We start from the raw sequence: 18,794 nt of genomic DNA, 5'->3' as shown, positions 1-18,794 counted from the left end.
TCTTTTTTATTATCATAAATAATTAGTAATATCCATATAAATTACAAAATATAATTTATATGGGGGAGTTATGAATAGTATAGATATAATAAGTAAAATTAAAAAAGACCTTATTAATAACGATATAAAAGCTATACAAAAATACAAACTACAACTCATAAAAGATTGCAATATAAGAGATACTAACGACAAAGAATTAATAAAATGTTATAATTATCATGTCAAATTAATACGAAAAATTAAAAAATATCTAAAAGGGTCAACTGGTTATGATATAATTATTAATGCGAAAGAACATCAAAAATCCAATCTGATTACATTAGTTTCTAAAATAAATCCAAATGAAATAAATATAGGAATATCTGTAGATATAAGATTGCTAACAGGAAGTAGAGACGAATCTTATATGGACTGCACTTACTATCCAAGTCAAAGCACAATATATATAAATGATTTTAGGTCAAGTATAAGTAATAGAGGATATGGAAAAATTATATTAGATAATCTAGATGAAATACTAGAACATCTAAATAAAATATTAGAAAAACATTGTTTAAATAGGATAATGATCATAAGAGGAAAAATGATTGCTAATAAACATATTATAAGTGAAGAGAATCTTAAAAAAATGTATATAAAGTATGGATTTGAAGTAGATAATTCAAATAATATACTTAAAGTATTAAATGAAATAATATAGACAATCTTACATATTGGGGGAGATATAATGAGGTATTATATGAAGTCTAAGTTTTTTAAATTAAAGGAAGACTTCTGGATAAAAAATGATCAAAAAGAAAAAGTGTACTTTGTAGATAATAAGTTTTTAACAATGGGTCTTCAATTTGATATAAGCAAAGGAAATGAAATTTTATATTATGTAAAAGAGAAATTACTTACATTTATGAGTAAGTATGAAATTTTTGAACAAGATAAGGTTATAGCTAAAGTAAAACAAAAGGTAACGATTTTTAGAGAAAAAATAGAAGTAGAAAGCAAGTATGGAAATTTAGAAATAGTAGGAAGTATATTTGATTATAATTACAGGATTTATCAAAATAAAAAAGAAATAGCTCATGTTGCAAAAGAAATTTTCTCTTTTACAGATAACTATTACATAGATATAAATTTTGAAGATGAAGCTTTTATACTATGTTTAGTTGTAATAGTTGATAATATAATAGATAAAAATAATAGTGCTTCATAAATAAAAACTACTACCTAATCATATTAAACAAATATGAAAAGGTAGTAGTTTTATTAATTTATATTAAATACTTTTAAAAATTTACTTATTAGTTAGTAGATTCACTTTTTTTCTGTTTAAAGAAGTTTAATGCTTCTTTTATAAGAATTAGTGCTAATACTAAAAGGGCAAGAGCAAAAAATACTAAAATATAATTTACACCAATATTAGCTTTTATATTGAAACATAATGAAACTATAGTTACACAAAACATAAATATTATCGGTATAATAAATTCTTTGCAACCTTTTTTAGTATTATAAAGCCATATAGCTATTGCCATTAATGCAATTGCAGCAAGTAATTGATTTGCAGAACCGAATATTGGCCATATTTTTTCATATCCCATAACAGCAAGAAGTCCAGAACATAAAACAGTTATTATTGTTGAAACATACATATTAGATAAAGGATTTTTTTGAGTGGCTTCTTTATTATCAAGACCATTTGTGTCAAAGAATTCTTGGAATATAAATCTACCAAGTCTTGTAGCCGTATCAAGTGAAGTAAGAGCAAATGCAGATATTGCAAGTGCTGTAAATGTTTTACCTATGGCAAAAGGTATACCAAATGATGCCATAAAGTTAGCTATACCTTCAGAGAATACATTAACTGGACCACCATTTTTTAATAAATCTCCAAATTGAGCATTAGATATATAAGCAACAGTTATAAGAGCAACTATAGCAAGTAAACCTTCTATAAGCATTGCACCATAACCAATTTTTTTAGCATCAGATTCTTTGTATAATTGTTTAGCAGATGTACCAGAACCAACTAATGAGTGGAATCCTGATATAGCACCACATGCAACTGTGACAAATAATACTGGGAATAAATATTGACCATTTACACTAAATCCAATAAATCCATCCATTTGTATTTCTGGTCTTAATATAACTATACCTAAAAGGGCACCTATTATCATAGCGTATAATAAATATGAATTTAAATAATCACGAGGTTGAAGTAATATCCAAACAGGAGTAACAGATGCAACAAATATATATAACATAAGTATTACTATCCAAACAGGTTTAGATAAAGATAATGGGAATAAGAATCCTAAATAAATACATCCAAATAATAATATAACTCCAACAATTGTAGCAGGTAGTATAGGCATTTTAAATCTATAAACAGCTATACCAAATAAAACTGCAAGTATCATGAAAAATACAGATGCACTAGCTGCCTCTGGTGTTGATACGAAGTTGTCAGCAACTATATTTGCAAATGCGGCAACGACTAAAACTAATGTTAACCAAGCAAATAAAGCAAATAATTTTTTACCTTTTTTACCCATATTAACTTCTATTATTTCTCCGATTGATTTACCATCATGTCTAATTGATGCGAATAAAGAACCAAAGTCCTGAACGCCACCAAAGAATACACTACCGATTAAAACCCAAAGAGTAACTGGTATCCATCCAAATATAGCGGCTTGAATAGGACCAACTATAGGACCAGCTCCAGCAATTGAAGCAAAATGGTGTCCTAAAAGAATAGGAGATTTAGCAGGAACATAGTCAATACCATCATATTTTGTATGAGCAGGAGTTTTTCTATTATCATCTACTCCCCATTTTTTAGCTAGATATCCACCATAGCTTATGTATGCAATTATTAAAATAACTGCACTTACTAATAACAATGTAAATGAATTCATTTAAAGACCCCCTTATAAAAGTTTATAATATCTTTAGACTCATTATTATAGAAAAGCTCATTAGTTGATTTATCATGTAAAATAATTCTAGTGCTAGCATAGCCCTTTAATCCCAACATGTAGCTTTTCCTTTTTTTATATTTTCTTATGTAGGTTTTTAAATTAGATTCAATGAAACTGGCTGATAAAAAAAGTGTGATAACTGAAGTCATATGATTTTCATTAGTTTTTACGATGTTACTTAGTGCATAATCTGCAAAAGGAAGTACATCTTTTTCTAGATATTCTTTAGATAGGCTGTTTACTTCTTTAGCAAAAACATATTCATTATTATCATAAGAATATATTACTTTGTCTTTACTAAGAAAAAATTTAGAGTTAGTTAATAAAAATTCTCCCATAAAATCAAAACTATAATTTTCAATGCAATAATCATCATATATGTTAAATGAGTTTTGCAGAGAATTTTTTAATTTACTTAAAATATTTAACACCTCCTTAACAAATCTTAATTAAATTCTAGTACTTTGTATTCATAAATTCAACCATAAAAGAGAATTATATATATAATGTAAGTGTTAGTTAAAATTATTTTAAATTTCACAAGAAAAGTTAAGATTGTGTAAAAATATCTTAACTAAAATAACTAAGAAAAATGATAAATTGATACTAAAATTTTTGAAAGTAAAAATAATTATATAAATAGAAAATATGGTATAATTAGTAGTTGCATAAAACATAAGGAGCAAAAAAATGAGTAAAGAAAATAATACATTTAGAAAATTTAATTTAGATAAAGAAATATTAAAAGCATTAAACAATTTAGAATATAAAAGACCTTCTAATGTTCAAACGAAAACCATACCTCAATTAATAAATAAAAATGATGTAATTGTAAAATCAAAAACAGGTAGTGGGAAAACAGCAAGTTTTGCAATTCCAATATGTGAAAATATAAATGTTGAAGACAATAATGTTCAAGCTTTAGTAATCGTTCCAACAAGAGAGTTAGCACTTCAAGTAAAAGAAGAAATATCAAATATTGGAAGATTAAAAAAAGTAAGGTGTTGTGCCATTTATGGTAAACAACCTATTAAAGAACAAATATCTAGCTTAAAACAACGTGTTCACGTGGTGGTAGCTACTCCAGGAAGAATTATAGATCATATAAAAAGAGAAACTATCAATATAAAAAACTTAAACTATTTAATAATAGATGAAGCAGATAAAATGCTAAATAAAGGATTTATAGAGCAAATTGATACTATATTTGAAAACTTACCAAAAAATAAAACAGTTGGGTTATTTTCGGCAACAATTGATGAAGATATAGAATATGTATGCAAAAAATATATGAACGAAGCATTAATTATAGACGTGGAAGAATCTGAGGCAATAAATGAAAAGCAAATAGATGAAAATTTGATAAGAGTAGATCAAAATGAAAAATACAATACTTTAAAAAATATTATTTATAGTGAAAATCCTAAAACTGTAATAATATTTGCAAATACAAGAGAAAAAGTTAATAAAATTTATAATCAGATGAAAAGGGATAAATTTTTAGTAAGAGAACTTCATGGAGATATGTCACAGGATAAAAGGATATATGTTATAAAAGATTTTAAAGAAAATAAATTTAATGTATTAGTTAGTAGTGATGTTGCTGCAAGAGGAATACATATTGAAAACATTTCCTTGGTAATAAATTATGATATACCTAGAGATAAAGAAAACTATATACATAGAATAGGAAGAACGGGAAGAAAAGATAAATTTGGAAAGTCTATAAGTATAGTAACAGATAAAGATGAAAAATATATAAATGAGATACAAGACTATATAGGTTATAAAATAAATGAAATAGAAAAAATAGATGAAGATGATATTGTAAATGGAAAAATAAAATTTGAAGGTAGTCAAATCAAAATTTTAAAGAATAAAAGAAATAAAGATATTAATAAAAAGTCACATAGTGAAGTAACTAGAATATATTTAAATGCTGGAAAGAAAAAGAAAATAAGAGTTTTAGACATAGTAGGATCACTAAGTAATTTGAAAGAAATAAATGGAGATGACATAGGTGTAATAGAAGTATGTGATTTGTGTTCATATGTAGACATATTAAATCATAAGGGAGAGCAACTTCTAAAAAATTATAAGCAAATTAATATAAAGAAGAAACCTGTAAAAATAAAAAGAGACAATCAAAATATATAGTCAGATTTTTGGGAGGCATATATGCTTAGAAAAGAGGAATTTTTAATAAAGCACAATATTAGTAATGAGTATTTAATAGAAAATGATATAAGCTGGGAGAATTTAACTGAAATATATAATGATTTTAATAAATATAGAAAAAGCTATGAAACTCAAGCTGACTTAATAGCGAACATACTTAGAGGACATCATAAAGTCCATTCGGTAAAAACCAGAGTAAAAGATGCTGAGCATTTAATTGAAAAGGTGATAAGAAAAACTGAAGACAGAAGGAAAAAATATGGTCAAGATTTTAAGTTTACTGTAGATAACTATAAGGAAGAAATAACAGATTTATTAGGTATCAGGGTAATACATATATTTAAAGAGGATTGGGAAGAAATACATGATTTTATAACTTTAATGTGGAATGTAATTGAAATTGTTGCAAACATAAGAGAAGGAGACAATACAAGGAAATTTGAAGAACTTGGAATAAAGGTATGTTCTAGATTATCAGGTTATAGATCTGTACATTATCTAATTGAATCTTATCCAACAACAAAAAAAGTAATATCTGAAATTCAAGTAAGGACAATCTTTGAAGAAGGATATGGAGAGATTGATCATCAGCTTAGATATTCCTTAAATGAAATACCTGAAATACTTGAACAAAATTTAATGTTATTAAATCGTATAGCTGGAAGTTCAGATGAGATGGCATCTCTTATAAATATGTTGAGTAAGAGCTTTGATGAAATAAATTTAAAACACAATAGAAGTATAAATATAAAGGATCAAAAGATTTTAAATCTAAAGAATAGAATTAAAAATAGCAAAACATTAAATGAATATGATAAAAGTGAGTTAGTAAAAGAAATAGAAGATATATTAAAAAAATAAATTATAAAATAAAAAAGTTATCTAAAACATAGATAACTTTTTTATTAAGTTATTTAAATATATCTGATAATTCAATATCTGTGTTCCTATCTAAAGAAGGAATATCTCTATAAGATTGAGTGGATAAATTAGAGTTTATTGGAAGTTTAATAATAAATGAAGTTCCTATATTTACTTCCGACTTTACATCTATAGTTCCTTCATGTAATTTTACAAATGATTGAACTATCGATAGACCAATTCCGCTTCCCTCATTTTGCCTAGTTAGACCATTATCTATTTGCATAAATTTATCAAATATTTTAATTAAATTTTCTTCCTCTATTCCAATGCCGTTATCATCAACCCTAAACTCAAAATATTGTTCATTTGTAATTATAGTTGTAAGTATAACACCTTTTGGTTTTGAAAACTTTATAGCATTAGAAAGAAGATTTAAAACTATTCGTTCTATTTTTTCTGGGTCTACAACCATATCTAATTCCTCTGTATTTGTATCAAATACAATATCTAATTCCTTTGAATTTGCATATGGTATAACTGAAAGAACAGATTCTTCAACTAAATTTATTATATTAACTTTTTGAGGCTTTAAGCATACAAAGCCAGAATCTATTTTAGCTACATCTATAACATTATTAATTAGCCTAAGTAATCTATTTGAATTTTGATTAATTATATCTAAGTTTGAATCAATACTTTCCATAGTTTTATAAGGTATTTGATTGTGTAAGTCATTTTTTGTTAATAATATTTTTAATAGTTGATTAGCAGATGTTATAACAGCTACAGGTGTTCGAAGTTCATGACTAATAGTAGCTATAAAATTACTTTTAGCAATATTTGCATCTTCAGCAATTTTCATAGCTTTTCTTAATTCATTTTTATGCTTTACCGTTTTAAATGTATGTGAAATTAGTGCCAATAAAATTAATATAAGTCCTGCGAAAACAAAAATAACAGGGAATAATAAATCTTTGTATCTATTCCAAAAAGGTATAGGTTTATTTAATACGATGGAATCAGAAGGAATATTTCCTTCAAATATATTATTGCGCTTTAAATTACTATAATTAAACATCCAAAGATTAGATTCTTTAGGGTATATAATTTTACACTCATTTGTATTATTTGTTAGCATATTATTTAATAAATTAGATGCTAGTAAGGCTTGATTTTGGTGGTCTATAACTTTACCACCAATTATATTAGTTCCATTAACAATACTATCCATAATATCGTAGTTAAGTGTTGTAAATACTGGAGCAGAAATATTATTTTTGACAACTTCTATAGCGTCTTTAACAGATAAGGGACTTTGAATACTATCTCTATAAGGATACACAAATAAAACAACATCATTTCTACTATCAATTTTAGAGAGTTTATCTAAAAATGAATCATTTACCTTATTGGGAATTGATATATTAGTAAAATCAAAGTTTTTATATTTATCTTTAAGCTTATAAAAATCTGTAATTTCTTTATTATAAACAAGACTGTCTCCTGTTAATAATATTATATTTTTATGTCCACCATAAATTTTTCCAATAAAATCAACTGTTTCATATATTGAAGCATATTCAATAACACCAGATATATTTTTTTGCTTAGCTAATTTTATGTTATTTTCATCTGTTGCTCCAAAAAAAACAGCTGGCATATCTTTAAATAAGCTATCTCTGTATTTTAAAGCAAAGCTTAATGCAGCATCATCCCCTAATATTACAGCATCAAACTTTCCGTAGTTTTCAAATTTTAACTTTAGGTAGTTATAAAAATTTTCTTCAAAATCTTCTCCTCTAAATTTTTTTACATCTAAATATTCAATAGTTACATCATATCTTTCATCTAAACTCTTAGCCATTCCTCCAAGTTGATCATTAAAGCTTATAAACTTAGGAGAGTAAGAGCTTATGAATAAAATATCTTTTCTTTCTTCTGCATTTGACGTTTTAGGTACAAAAGCAAATAAGAAAGAAATAAAAATTATAATAGATAGTTTTATTTTTCCCTTTTTCATTTTAATCCACCTTTATGTAAAAATATATTAATAAGATAAATTATACCAAAAAATGGAATATATATCTAAGAAATAACAAAAAAATAATAAAGTTTAAATAAAATGTATAAAAACATAGAAAAATGTCAAAAAAAATCTCTTTTACAATTTTAACTCTCAATCATTATATATTAAAAAGGAAATTTATCGTTTTTGTATAATTGTTATATTAATGATGCTTTTTTTCAATAGATCCAAAAAAATAAAAATAATACATAAAGAATTAAGAACTTTTAAATAGGTGAACTTAGGGGGCAAAACTTATGAAAGAAGAAATATATAGTGAGGTAATTGAAAAAATAATAGAAAGCATTGATGAAGGCATACACTTTATAAATAAAGACGGAGAAACTATTATTTACAATAATGCCATGGCTAAATTAGAACAAATGGATAAATATGATGTTTTGAATAAACCATTTGTAGATGTATTACAAAGTATGGAGATAAAAAATAGTACATTACTTAAAGTGTTAAAAAATAAAAAGTCTATAAAAGACAATATACAAAAATATTTAAATAAAGATGGAAAAGAGATTACAACTATAAATACTACAGTACCAATAATTGTTAAAGGCGAGCTTTTAGGTGTATTGGAGATATCAAAGGATATGACACAAATTCAAATATTATCTGAACAAATTTTAAAGATGAAAGAAGTTAAAAATAACAAAATAACAAATCATGAAAAAGTAGGATATAAATTTGAGGATATAATAGGTGAAAGTGACACTATAAAAAAAGCTTTATCAATATCTAAAAAAGCATCTAAAAGTGATGCAACTGTTTTAATTTATGGAGAAACTGGAACGGGTAAAGAGTTAATAAGCCAATCTATACACTATGATAGTAAAAGAAAACAACAGCCATTTATTGCACAAAATTGTGCGGCTCTTCCTGAAAGTTTATTAGAAGGAATATTATTTGGTACTGTAAAGGGAGGATTTACAGGAGCTATAGATAGACCTGGTTTGTTTGAACAAGCGAATCAAGGAACTATATTGTTAGATGAAATAAACTCTATGCCTCTTCAACTACAAGCTAAGCTACTTAGAGTTTTACAAGAAGGCTATGTAAGAAGAGTTGGAGGGACTAAAGATATACCTGTAGATGTTAGAGTTATAGCAACAACAAATGAAAATCCTAGGGATATATTAAATGAAGGAAAAATAAGAAAAGACTTATATTATAGATTAAATGTTATTTATATAGAGATACCTCCTTTAAGAGAAAGAGGAAATGACATCATACTTTTAGCAAATAAATTTATTGAAAAATATAATAAAAAGCTAGATAAAAATATTAAGTATATTTCAGACTCAGGAATAAAAGAGCTTAGAAATCATTATTGGCAAGGTAATGTTAGAGAGTTAGAAAATACAATATATTCAAGTATGAGTATGATGGATGATGAAGATATTTTAACTAATGAGATGATAAATATAAATGAATATAGAACTAATATTGCTGAAAATGTATATGTAGTTGATGTTGATGCTAAGCCACTTGATTGGGTAGTAGCAGATATAGAAGAACGATACATAAATGAAGCATTAGATAAAACTAATGATAATGTAACTAAGGCAGCTGCTATATTAGGTTTATGCAGACAGAATTTACAATATAAAATGAAAAAATATAATATAAAAAGAAGTAAGTAATTATTTTTAGTTAAGCACTAAAATGGTATATTTTAATATTTATTGAATAATCTTTATAAAATATAATATAAGAATTAGATTAAATAGTTAAAGAGCAAAAAATTTTGCAGTATATGCAAAATTTAATGCTCTTTTTTTATTAAAAAGCAATATACGGACGAGTATTTTTTAATAATTGGAAATTTTCTAAAAATATTATTTTTTATAATTTTTAAAATAGTATTTATTTCACACGCTTTGAAACTGTTTTAAATTTTAAAAAAATAAAAAAAATAAAATTAAATAAAAATTTGGCATGGTAATTGCTTAAATAAAAGACAGAAAAAATAATAAGGGGGAATTAAAAAATGAGAAATGTTAAAGTTGGAATTTGGGGATTTGGAGCAATGGGTAGTGGAATGGCAAAAATGCTTCTTAAGAAAAAAGGAATAGATATAGTTGGCGTATGCGATATGCATCCAGAAAGAGTTAATAAAAGTATGTATGAAGTTTTAGGTTGTGAAAGAGGAGAGAAACCAGAAGTTATAATAAACTCTGATGCAAATGTAGTATTCACAGAAGAATGTGCAGATGTAGTATTAATTGCAACAGATTCTTTTACAAAAGGGGCATTTGATAAAATAAAACATGTTTTAGAAAGAAAAATAAATGTTATATCAACTGCTGAAGAAATGGCATATCCACAAGCTCAAGAACCAGAATTAGCTAAAGAGTTAGATAAAATAGCTAAGGAAAATGGAGTATCAGTTTTAGGTACTGGAATAAATCCTGGGTTTGTACTTGATTTATTAATACTTGCATTAACTGGAACTTGTGAAGAAGTAGATTACATAAAGGCTGCGAGAGTAAATGATTTATCTCCGTTTGGAACTGCTGTTATGGTAGAACAAGGAGTAGGTGTTACTAAAGAAGTATTTGAAAAAGGTGTAGAAGATGGATCTATAGCAGGGCATGTAGGATTCCCTGAGTCTATAAGAATGATAACTGACGGAATAGGATGGAACTTAGAAAAAATAGATCAAACTAGAGAACCAATAATGAGTAATGTATATAGAAAAAGTGAATATGCAGAAGTTCAAGCAGGAAATGTAGCTGGATGCAGACAGTGTGGATATGGATATGTAGATGGACAAATGAAAGTAGAGATGGAACATCCACAACAAATATTACCTCATTTAGAAGGTTTGTCTACAGGTGATTATGTAAGTATAAAAGGAACTCCAAATATAGATTTACAAATAACTCCAGAAATACCAGGTGGAATAGGAACAATAGCTATGTGTGTAAACTCTATACCACATGTAATTAATGCAATACCAGGACTTAAAACAATGTTAGATATACCAGTTCCAAGAGCTATAATGGGTGATGTACGTGAGTTAGTGCAATTAAAAGAAAATGTAGAAGCATAAAATATTTGCTTTTAAATATATAAAAATATAATTAAATATTCGTGCTAGTTAGCTGTTATGACAAAAACTTAGCTAGCACGAAATAAAAGGGAGATTGTTGATATGGATGCTAAACGTGGTGATTGGGTTATAATTCACAATATTGTACTTAATCCCAGTCAAAGAGCTCCACAAGTTCCAGAGGATACAAAAGCTCATCCTTTAGAAATGTGGGTTAAGGGATTTATAGATAATGATGCTAATATAGGAGATTTAGTAAAAGTAAATACTATAACAGGAAGATGTGCAGTAGGGAACTTAGTAAAAGTAAATCCTTATTATACACATGATTATGGAAAATGCATACCTGAGTTACTTCAAATAGGAATTCAAGCAAGAGATATACTATTTGGAGGTGAACTAGATGATTAAGGAAAATAGCTATGAAGCTGTAATGAATAGAAAAAATGAAATAATGAAAAATGCAATAGGAATAGATTATGCTGAATTTGAAAATAAAGGAGTTTCATTTGATTATGAAAAAATGATGAGAGAAACAGGTTACTCATTAGAAGAAATAGAAACTATACAATCAAATTATGCAGTAGGAAATACTCCTATAGTAGAACTTAAAAATATAACTAAATTAGCAAGAAAAGTTGCTCCAAAAGGTAAAGGGGCTAGAATATTTATAAAAGATGAAGCAGCTAATGCTTCTGGAAGTTTTAAAGCAAGAAGAGCTGCAACTGCAGTTTATCATGCAAAAAAAATGGGATATAAAGGTGTAATAGCAGCAACTAGTGGAAATTATGGTGCAGCAGTTGCATCACAAGCCGCTATGCAAGGATTAAAATGTATAATAGTTCAAGAATGTTATGATAGCAGAGGTATAGGCCAACCTGAAATCATAGAAAAAGCAAGAAAATGTGAAGCTTATGGTGCAGAAGTTGTTCAATTAACAGTAGGACCTGAGTTATTTTATACGTTCTTACTTATGTTAGAAGAGACAGGTTATTTTAATGCATCATTATATTCTCCATTTGGGATAGCTGGAGTTGAAACATTAGGATATGAAATAGCTATGCAATGTAGAGAACGATTAGGTAAAGATCCAGATATAGTAGTTTGTACAAATGCAGGTGGAGGAAACTTAACAGGAACTGCAAGAGGTTTAATAAAAGCAGGTGCAACTGACACTAAAGTAGTTGGCGCAAGTGTAAATTTAAAAGGACTTCACATGGCAAGTGATAATCAATTCAATAAAAAATCATTTACAACAGGTCATACAGGATTTGGAATACCATTTTGTACTTGGCCGGATAGATCTGATGTACCAAGATCAGCAGCAAGACCACTTCGATATATGGATAGATATGTAACAGTTAATCAAGGCGAAGTATTTTATATGACAGAGCTTCTTGCTCAATTAGAAGGATTAGAAAGAGGACCTGCAGGAAACACTTCACTTACTGCTGCATTTAGTTTAGCTCAAGAACTAGATGAAGATCAAATAATAATAGTTCAAGAAACTGAGTATACAGGAGCTGGAAAACATATAAATCCACAGCTTACATTTGCTCGTGAAAATGGTATAGAAATTAAGTTTGGAAATCCACAAGATGAAATCTGTGGAGAAAATTTAATATTGCCATCACATCCAAGTCTAATAAAATCAAAAGATATAAACATTGATAAGATAAGAAAATCATATATAAAAAATGCTATAGAAAACAATAATGTATCTTCATTAAGTGATGAAGATATAAGGTTCTTAGCTAAAGATTGTAAATGTAGTGAAGAATTTGTAAAAGATGTAGAAAAAGAGTTATTGTCTATAAAGTCTTGTTAGATATTTGCTAGTATAAACAAAACTAAAAAATAATTAGGGGGATTATCATGAAAAAAAGATTAGATGATTTTCAAGAACGAAGAACTCACTTAGCTAATTTGAGTGATCAAGAATTAAAGGATAGATTTTGGAAGTTAGCAGAAGAAATAGTTACTCCAATGCTAGAGCTTGGAAAGAAAAATACAAGTCCATCAATAGAAAGATCTGTTCTTTTAAGAATGGGATTCTCTTCACTTGAAGCTAAGGAAATAGTAAATGGTGTACTTGAAAATAATCTTATAAGTAAAGGTGCAGGTCATGTTGTATACAAATTAGCAAGAGAAAAACAGATAAGTATAAGAGAAGCAGGACTTATGTTAGTGAATGGGAAATGCTGGGATGAGGTAGTTAATTTATTTGCTAAGGAGGGTGTATCATGCTAAAAGAAAATAAAAAATTAGATATAGAATATATATTAAAAGATCTAGAAAACTACGTACCAAAAAGAAGGGGTTGGACTTGGAGAGAAAATGAAAAAGATTTAGAAATGGGACCTTTTAAATACCAAGATTGTTCAGCTCCTTTAAAAGATAGTGTAGCACTTCCATCAGCAAAATATTTTAACAATATAGATCCTCAACCAAAAGCAGTAATAACAACAGAAATAGCTTCAGGTAGATTTGAAGATGATATAAGAAGAATGAGAATGGCAGCTTACCATGGAGCGGATCATATAATGGTTATAAGAACAGCTGGTCAATCTCACTTTGATGGGCTTATAGAAGGTACACCACAAGGTATAGGGGGAGTACCTATAACTAGAAAACAAGTAAGAGCACAAAGAAAAGCTTTAGATTTTATAGAAGAAGAAGTAGGAAGACCAATAAATTACCATTCTTATGTAAGTGGAGTTGCAGGACCTGAAGTTGCTGTAATGTTTGCAGAAGAAGGCGTAAATGGAGCACATCAAGATCCTCAATACAACGTATTATATAGAAATATAAATATGATAAGATCATTTGTTGATGCTTGTGAAGCAAAAACTATAATGGCATTTTCAGATATGGCTCAAATAGATGGGGCTCATAATGCAAATGCAACTGCTAGAGAAGCTTGGAAAGTTATGCCAGAACTTATGGTTCAGCATGCTTTAAACTCAATCTTTTCTGAAAAAGTAGGAATCAAAAAAGAAAATATATGTTTATCAACAGTTCCTCCAACAGCACCGCCAGCTCCATGTTTAACTCTAGACTTACCATATGCAGTAGCACTTAGAGAACTATTTAGTGATTATAAAATGAGAGCTCAAATGAATACTAAATATATGGATTCATCAACTAGAGAAGCTACAGTAACTCATGTTCTTAACTTATTAACATCAGTTTTAACAAGAGCTGATATACAATCTACTATAACTCCAGATGAAGGAAGAAATGTTCCTTGGCATATGTATAACATAGAAGCTTGTGACACTGCAAAACAAGCACTAGTTGGTATGGATGGACTTATGGATATGATAGAACTTAAAGAAACTGGACAATTAAGAGATACTGCTCGTGAATTAAAAGAAAGAGCTGTATTATATATGGAAGAAATAATAGAAGCTGGAGGATACTTTGAAGCAGTTGAGCAAGGATTCTTTGTTGACTCAGGAAATTATCCAGAAAGAAATGGTGACGGTATAGCTAGAAAAATAAAAGACGGAGTAGGAGTAGGTACTGTTTATGAAAGAGATGAAGACTACTTAGCTCCAGTAACTGCTCACTATGGATATAATAACGTAGCTCAATATGATGGAACTTGTGCACTAGATCCTGCAAAATTGATAGATGGATGTACATTTGAAGATCCTTCAAAAATAATATATATAGATGAATTAGATGATATGGATAATGTAAATGTTAGACTTAAAGAAGTAGCAGAATTTAGAAATTCTACTAAAATAAAACCAGAAATGGAATGGTGTGCTGATGGAACAGTAATGCTTACTATGATGTTACCAACAGACAAGAGAACTGCAGAATTTGCAGCACTTGAATTTGCTAAAAAAATGAATTTAGAAGATCCAGAGGTTATAAGTAGAGAAGTAATGCACTCTGCTGAAGGTACTAGAATAGAAATAAAAGGAAAAGTTCCATTTAGTATAGATATAGCTGATTTAGTTATACCAGAAGAACAAAAAATAATGACTGATGAAGAAATAAGAGCAGATATAGAAGCAAAACCATTTAAAATAGTTTGTGCAACAGTAGGCGAAGATGAACACTCTGTTGGACTTAGAGAAGTAATTGATATAAAACATGGTGGAATAGAAAAATATGGTATAGAATGTCATTACCTAGGAACTTCTGTACCAGTTGAAAAATTAGTAAATGCAGCAATAGAATTAAATGCAGACGCAATATTAGCTTCAACTATAATAAGTCATGATGATATACATTATAAAAATATGAAAAAAATGCATGAGTATTGTATAGAAAAAGGAATAAGAGATAATATTATATTAGCCGCTGGAGGAACACAAGTTACGCCTGAAATAGCAGTTGAAAATGGAATGGACGGAGGATTTGGTAGAAGCGACAGAGGAGTTAATGTTGCTACATTCTTCGTAGAAAAAAGAAGAGAAAGAGAAGCAAATAAATAGTATATGAAAATAGATGTATTAGTTGCTGAGATAGGCTCTACAACAACAGTTGTAAATGCCTTTCTCGGCATTCATACAAATGACCCTAAGTTTATAGGTCAAGGACAAGCACCAACAACTGTATTTGAAGGCGGAGATGTAAGAAATGGTCTTAACGGAGCGATAAAAGATTTAGCTGAAAAATTAGGTGTAGATAGCATTGAATATGATGATATGTTTGCAACATCTAGTGCAGCTGGTGGGCTAAAAATGACAGTTCATGGACTTGTGTATGATATGACTGCAAAAGCAGCTAAAGAAGCGGCTTTAGGTGCAGGAGCAGTTATACACAAAGTAACAGCTGGAAAGATAAGAAGAACAGATATAAAAGAAATAAAAGAAATTAAGCCTAATATAATTTTAATAGCAGGTGGAGTGGATTACGGAGAAAGAGATACGGCAATTTACAATGCAGAGCTTATAGCAGGACTTAATTTAGGAGTACCAGTTATATATGCAGGAAATATTGAAAATCAAGAAGAAATAAAGTTAATTTTTGAAGATACAAATTATAAACTTTATATAGTTGATAATGTATATCCAAAAATTGATTATTTAAATATAGAACCAACAAGAGAAGTAATACAAAATGTATTTGAAGAGCATATAACAAATGCACCGGGAATGGAACATATAAAAGATTTAGTAAATGAAAATATAACACCAACTCCAGGAGCAGTAATGGAAAGTGCAAAACTTCTTAAAAAGCATATAGGTGACTTGATAGTTATAGATGTAGGTGGTGCAACAACAGATTTACATTCTGTAACAGAAGGTAGTGAGGGTATAAATAGAATACTAGTAAATCCAGAGCCCGTAGCAAAAAGAAGTGTTGAAGGTGATTTAGGTGTCTATGTTAATATGAAAAATATAGTAAATCTTATAGGTAAAGATAAGCTACAAGAAGAGCTAAAAGACATTAATATAGATGAAATAATGGATAATTATTTGCCAATACCAAAAACACCTCAGCAGAAAGAATTTGTTGAGAGACTAACAAGAGAAGCTGTGCTTCGTGCTACAAAAAGACATGCAGGTACTATTCGAAATGTATATGGTGCAAGTGGAAAAAGTAAAATAGCAGAAGGAAAAGATTTAACTGAAGTTAAATATGTAGTAGGAACTGGTGGAGCTTTAACAAGACTTCCTAAAAGAGTAGAAATAATGAAGTATATTTGTGAATATAACAAAAACAAAGATTTATTATTCCCAAAGGAAAAAGCAAAAATTCTAGTTGATAATGATTATATAATGGCATCTCTAGGCGTTTTATCTAAAAAATATGAAGAAGCATCCCTAAAGCTTATGTTAAAAAGTTTAAATCTAGAGGAGGAAAGTGAATGTACCCTAGGTTAGAAATAAATATTCCTAAATTAAAACATAACGTATCTACATTAAGTGATATATGTAAAACTCATAATTTAGATATGGCTATGGTTACAAAAGTATATTGTGCAATACCAGAAGTAGTAAAAGAAATAAGTCAAGAAAATGTAGATTATTTAGCAGATTCTAGAGTAGAAAATTTAAAAAACTTACAACATATAAATTTACCTAAAATATTACTTAGGATACCTATGATTAGTGAAATAAAAGATGTAATTGAATATGTTGATATAAGTTTTAACTCAGAATTAAAAACTATATATAAATTAAATGAAGAGGCTAAATCAAAAGGAAAAATTCATAAAATAGTTTTAATGTTTGATTTAGGAGACTTGAGAGAAGGATATTTTGAAGAAAATGAATTTTTTAAAGTAGTTGATGAAGTTTTAAGGTTAGAAAATATAAAACTATTTGGTATAGGAACAAATTTAACTTGTTATGGTGCTATAATGCCATCAACTGAAAACTTAGGAAGATTAGCTAGATTATCTAAACAAATAGAGAGAGATTATAATATGCCTTTAGAATTTGTTTCAGGAGGCAACTCTAGTTCAATAGATTTACTTCAAAAATGGAATATGCCAGATGGAATAACTAACTTAAGATTAGGCGAGGCTATAGCACTTGGTCGTGAAACTGCTTATGGAAATATAATAAAAGGAACATACCAAGACGCTTTTAAGTTAGTTTGTGAAATAGTTGAATTAAAAGAAAAGCCATCTTTGCCTATAGGTGAAATAGGTATGGATGCATTTGGCAATGTACCTGTATATGAAGATAAAGGAATATTAAAAAGAGCAATAGTAGGGATAGGAAAACAAGATATAAACATAGATGGTATAATGCCAGTAGATAAAAAAATAGAAATATTAGGTGCAAGTTCAGATCATATGATACTTAATGTAACTAACAGTGAGAAAAATTATTCAGTTGGAGACACTATTGAATTTTTAGTTGAATATGGAGGTCTTTTAACTGCTTGTACAAGTAAATATGTTTTTAAAGAGTTAATATATAATGAAAATAAGGAAGAAGTAGCATATAATTAAATATAAAGTATTTATAAAGCCCATTAATTTTATTAAAATTGATGGGCTTTATCTATAGTTATAATTTTATTTAAAATAAGTATAACGCCTTTTACGAGCATTACGACGTTTTTCTTCTAACTCCCTTTTATGACTCTCTCTTCTTAGTCTCATATATTCCAATTCCATTTGTTTTCTCATTTCTTTTTCGGTTATATAAATTGTAATTAAAGCTGATATGTACTTTATTGTTGCTAATAAACCTATAATTATAGAAAATAGCGGTAAAACATTGATTGTTAAAGATTTATTTAAAGTTATTTCTAATACTGCTAAGTCTTTAAAATAATAAATTAATAGACATGGAATCCATGCCGCTATAATACTTAAAAATAATAAAAATTTAGATTTATTATCTTCAGATGAGGCAGCATTTAATAATAGAAAAACTATTAAACATATAACTGTTGGTGCTAAAGAAAATTGCACAGAGTTAATCGTATTGCCAGGATTAATTTTTACGTTTAGGTATACGACGGTATATGCAACTATTTCTATTAACAGCAAAATTGAAATTAAGTTTGATATAAATTTACCTCTAATAAATTTTTCGCGTTTTTTCTTCATATTTTCCTCCGTTTATTGATTGATGAAAATTATATATGGAACTATTTTACATAAATATATCTGAATTTTATAATAACACATATTTCATGTAGAAAAATGTAAAAAAAT

Annotated in this window: 16 protein-coding genes; 12 read left to right on the top strand and 4 right to left on the bottom strand. The window is 27.9% G+C overall.

Translation table 11 applies throughout. The features are described 5' to 3' along the window. Positions 1–70 precede the first annotated feature (70 nt). Both BLP75_RS01355 and BLP75_RS01350 read left to right on the top strand, forming a co-directional pair. Positions 71–700, top strand: coding sequence for a hypothetical protein (locus tag BLP75_RS01355; protein WP_092722113.1), 630 nt, complete (start codon positions 71–73; stop codon positions 698–700). Positions 701–727: 27 nt separating this feature from the next. Continuing rightward, a complete protein-coding gene (locus BLP75_RS01350) occupies positions 728–1,207 on the top strand; it encodes an LURP-one-related/scramblase family protein (protein ID WP_092722111.1) in 480 nt (159 codons plus the stop codon). A gap of 88 nt (positions 1,208–1,295) precedes the next feature. Here BLP75_RS01350 and BLP75_RS01345 read toward each other — a convergent pair whose 3' ends face one another. Continuing rightward, on the bottom strand, positions 1,296–2,918 hold the full coding sequence (locus BLP75_RS01345; RefSeq protein WP_092722109.1) for a carbon starvation CstA family protein: 1,623 nt from the start codon (positions 2,916–2,918) through the stop codon (positions 1,296–1,298). Beyond that, the gene (locus BLP75_RS01340; RefSeq protein WP_092722107.1) at positions 2,915–3,412 is read right to left on the bottom strand and encodes a DUF8052 family protein; all 498 of its coding nucleotides are present in this window, start codon (positions 3,410–3,412) and stop codon (positions 2,915–2,917) included. Before BLP75_RS01340 ends, BLP75_RS01345 begins: the two co-directional genes overlap by 4 nt. A gap of 259 nt (positions 3,413–3,671) precedes the next feature. On the opposite strand from BLP75_RS01340, the gene BLP75_RS01335 reads away from it, so the two are divergent. After that, complete coding sequence (locus BLP75_RS01335) at positions 3,672–5,138, top strand: DEAD/DEAH box helicase (RefSeq protein WP_092722105.1); 1,467 nt, start codon at positions 3,672–3,674, stop codon at positions 5,136–5,138. A gap of 21 nt (positions 5,139–5,159) precedes the next feature. After that, positions 5,160–6,020, top strand: a complete 861-nt coding sequence (locus BLP75_RS01330) for a RelA/SpoT domain-containing protein (RefSeq protein WP_092722103.1) — start codon at positions 5,160–5,162, stop codon at positions 6,018–6,020. A gap of 49 nt (positions 6,021–6,069) precedes the next feature. On the opposite strand, the gene BLP75_RS01325 is transcribed toward BLP75_RS01330, so the two are convergent. Further along, the gene (locus BLP75_RS01325; protein ID WP_092722101.1) at positions 6,070–8,043 is read right to left on the bottom strand and encodes a sensor histidine kinase; all 1,974 of its coding nucleotides are present in this window, start codon (positions 8,041–8,043) and stop codon (positions 6,070–6,072) included. A gap of 302 nt (positions 8,044–8,345) precedes the next feature. On the opposite strand from BLP75_RS01325, the gene BLP75_RS01320 reads away from it, so the two are divergent. The 8 genes from BLP75_RS01320 (at position 8,346) to orr (ending at position 18,080) form a co-directional block, all read left to right on the top strand. Continuing rightward, on the top strand, positions 8,346–9,743 hold the full coding sequence (locus BLP75_RS01320; RefSeq protein WP_092722099.1) for a sigma-54 interaction domain-containing protein: 1,398 nt from the start codon (positions 8,346–8,348) through the stop codon (positions 9,741–9,743). 347 nt (positions 9,744–10,090) lie between these two features. Then, positions 10,091–11,155, top strand: a complete 1,065-nt coding sequence (ord, locus tag BLP75_RS01315) for a 2,4-diaminopentanoate dehydrogenase (RefSeq protein WP_092722097.1) — start codon at positions 10,091–10,093, stop codon at positions 11,153–11,155. Between the two features lie 102 nt (positions 11,156–11,257). Then, on the top strand, positions 11,258–11,566 hold the full coding sequence (gene ortA / locus BLP75_RS01310; protein WP_092722095.1) for a 2-amino-4-oxopentanoate thiolase subunit OrtA: 309 nt from the start codon (positions 11,258–11,260) through the stop codon (positions 11,564–11,566). After that, entirely contained in the window at positions 11,559–12,983 is a 1,425-nt protein-coding gene (ortB, locus tag BLP75_RS01305; RefSeq protein ID WP_170139090.1) for a 2-amino-4-oxopentanoate thiolase subunit OrtB, read from the top strand. The genes ortA and ortB overlap by 8 nt, the downstream gene beginning before the upstream one ends. A 47-nt stretch (positions 12,984–13,030) precedes the next feature. Beyond that, entirely contained in the window at positions 13,031–13,405 is a 375-nt protein-coding gene (locus BLP75_RS01300; protein WP_092722093.1) for an ornithine aminomutase subunit alpha, read from the top strand. After that, positions 13,399–15,606, top strand: a complete 2,208-nt coding sequence (gene oraE, locus BLP75_RS01295) for a D-ornithine 4,5-aminomutase subunit OraE (protein ID WP_092722091.1) — start codon at positions 13,399–13,401, stop codon at positions 15,604–15,606. The genes BLP75_RS01300 and oraE overlap by 7 nt, the downstream gene beginning before the upstream one ends. 3 nt (positions 15,607–15,609) lie before the next feature. Next, positions 15,610–17,001 (top strand): GlmL-related ornithine degradation protein, encoded by a 1,392-nt coding sequence (locus BLP75_RS01290; RefSeq protein ID WP_092722089.1) that lies wholly within the window; start codon positions 15,610–15,612, stop codon positions 16,999–17,001. Next, positions 16,986–18,080, top strand: coding sequence for an ornithine racemase Orr (orr, locus tag BLP75_RS01285; RefSeq protein ID WP_092722087.1), 1,095 nt, complete (start codon positions 16,986–16,988; stop codon positions 18,078–18,080). Before BLP75_RS01290 ends, orr begins: the two co-directional genes overlap by 16 nt. Before the next feature lie 66 nt (positions 18,081–18,146). Here the strand turns inward: orr and BLP75_RS01280 are convergent, their stop codons facing one another. Continuing rightward, positions 18,147–18,686: a hypothetical protein gene (locus BLP75_RS01280; protein ID WP_092722085.1), complete on the bottom strand. Its 540-nt coding sequence runs from the start codon at positions 18,684–18,686 to the stop codon at positions 18,147–18,149. Between the last annotated feature and the right edge of the window lie 108 nt (positions 18,687–18,794).

Origin of the sequence: Romboutsia lituseburensis DSM 797 (assembly GCF_900103615.1) — a bacterium.
Classification (GTDB): domain Bacteria; phylum Bacillota; class Clostridia; order Peptostreptococcales; family Peptostreptococcaceae; genus Romboutsia_F; species Romboutsia_F lituseburensis.
Note: the sequence above shows the minus strand (reverse complement) of the source record. Positions and strands in the feature narration are given on the sequence as shown.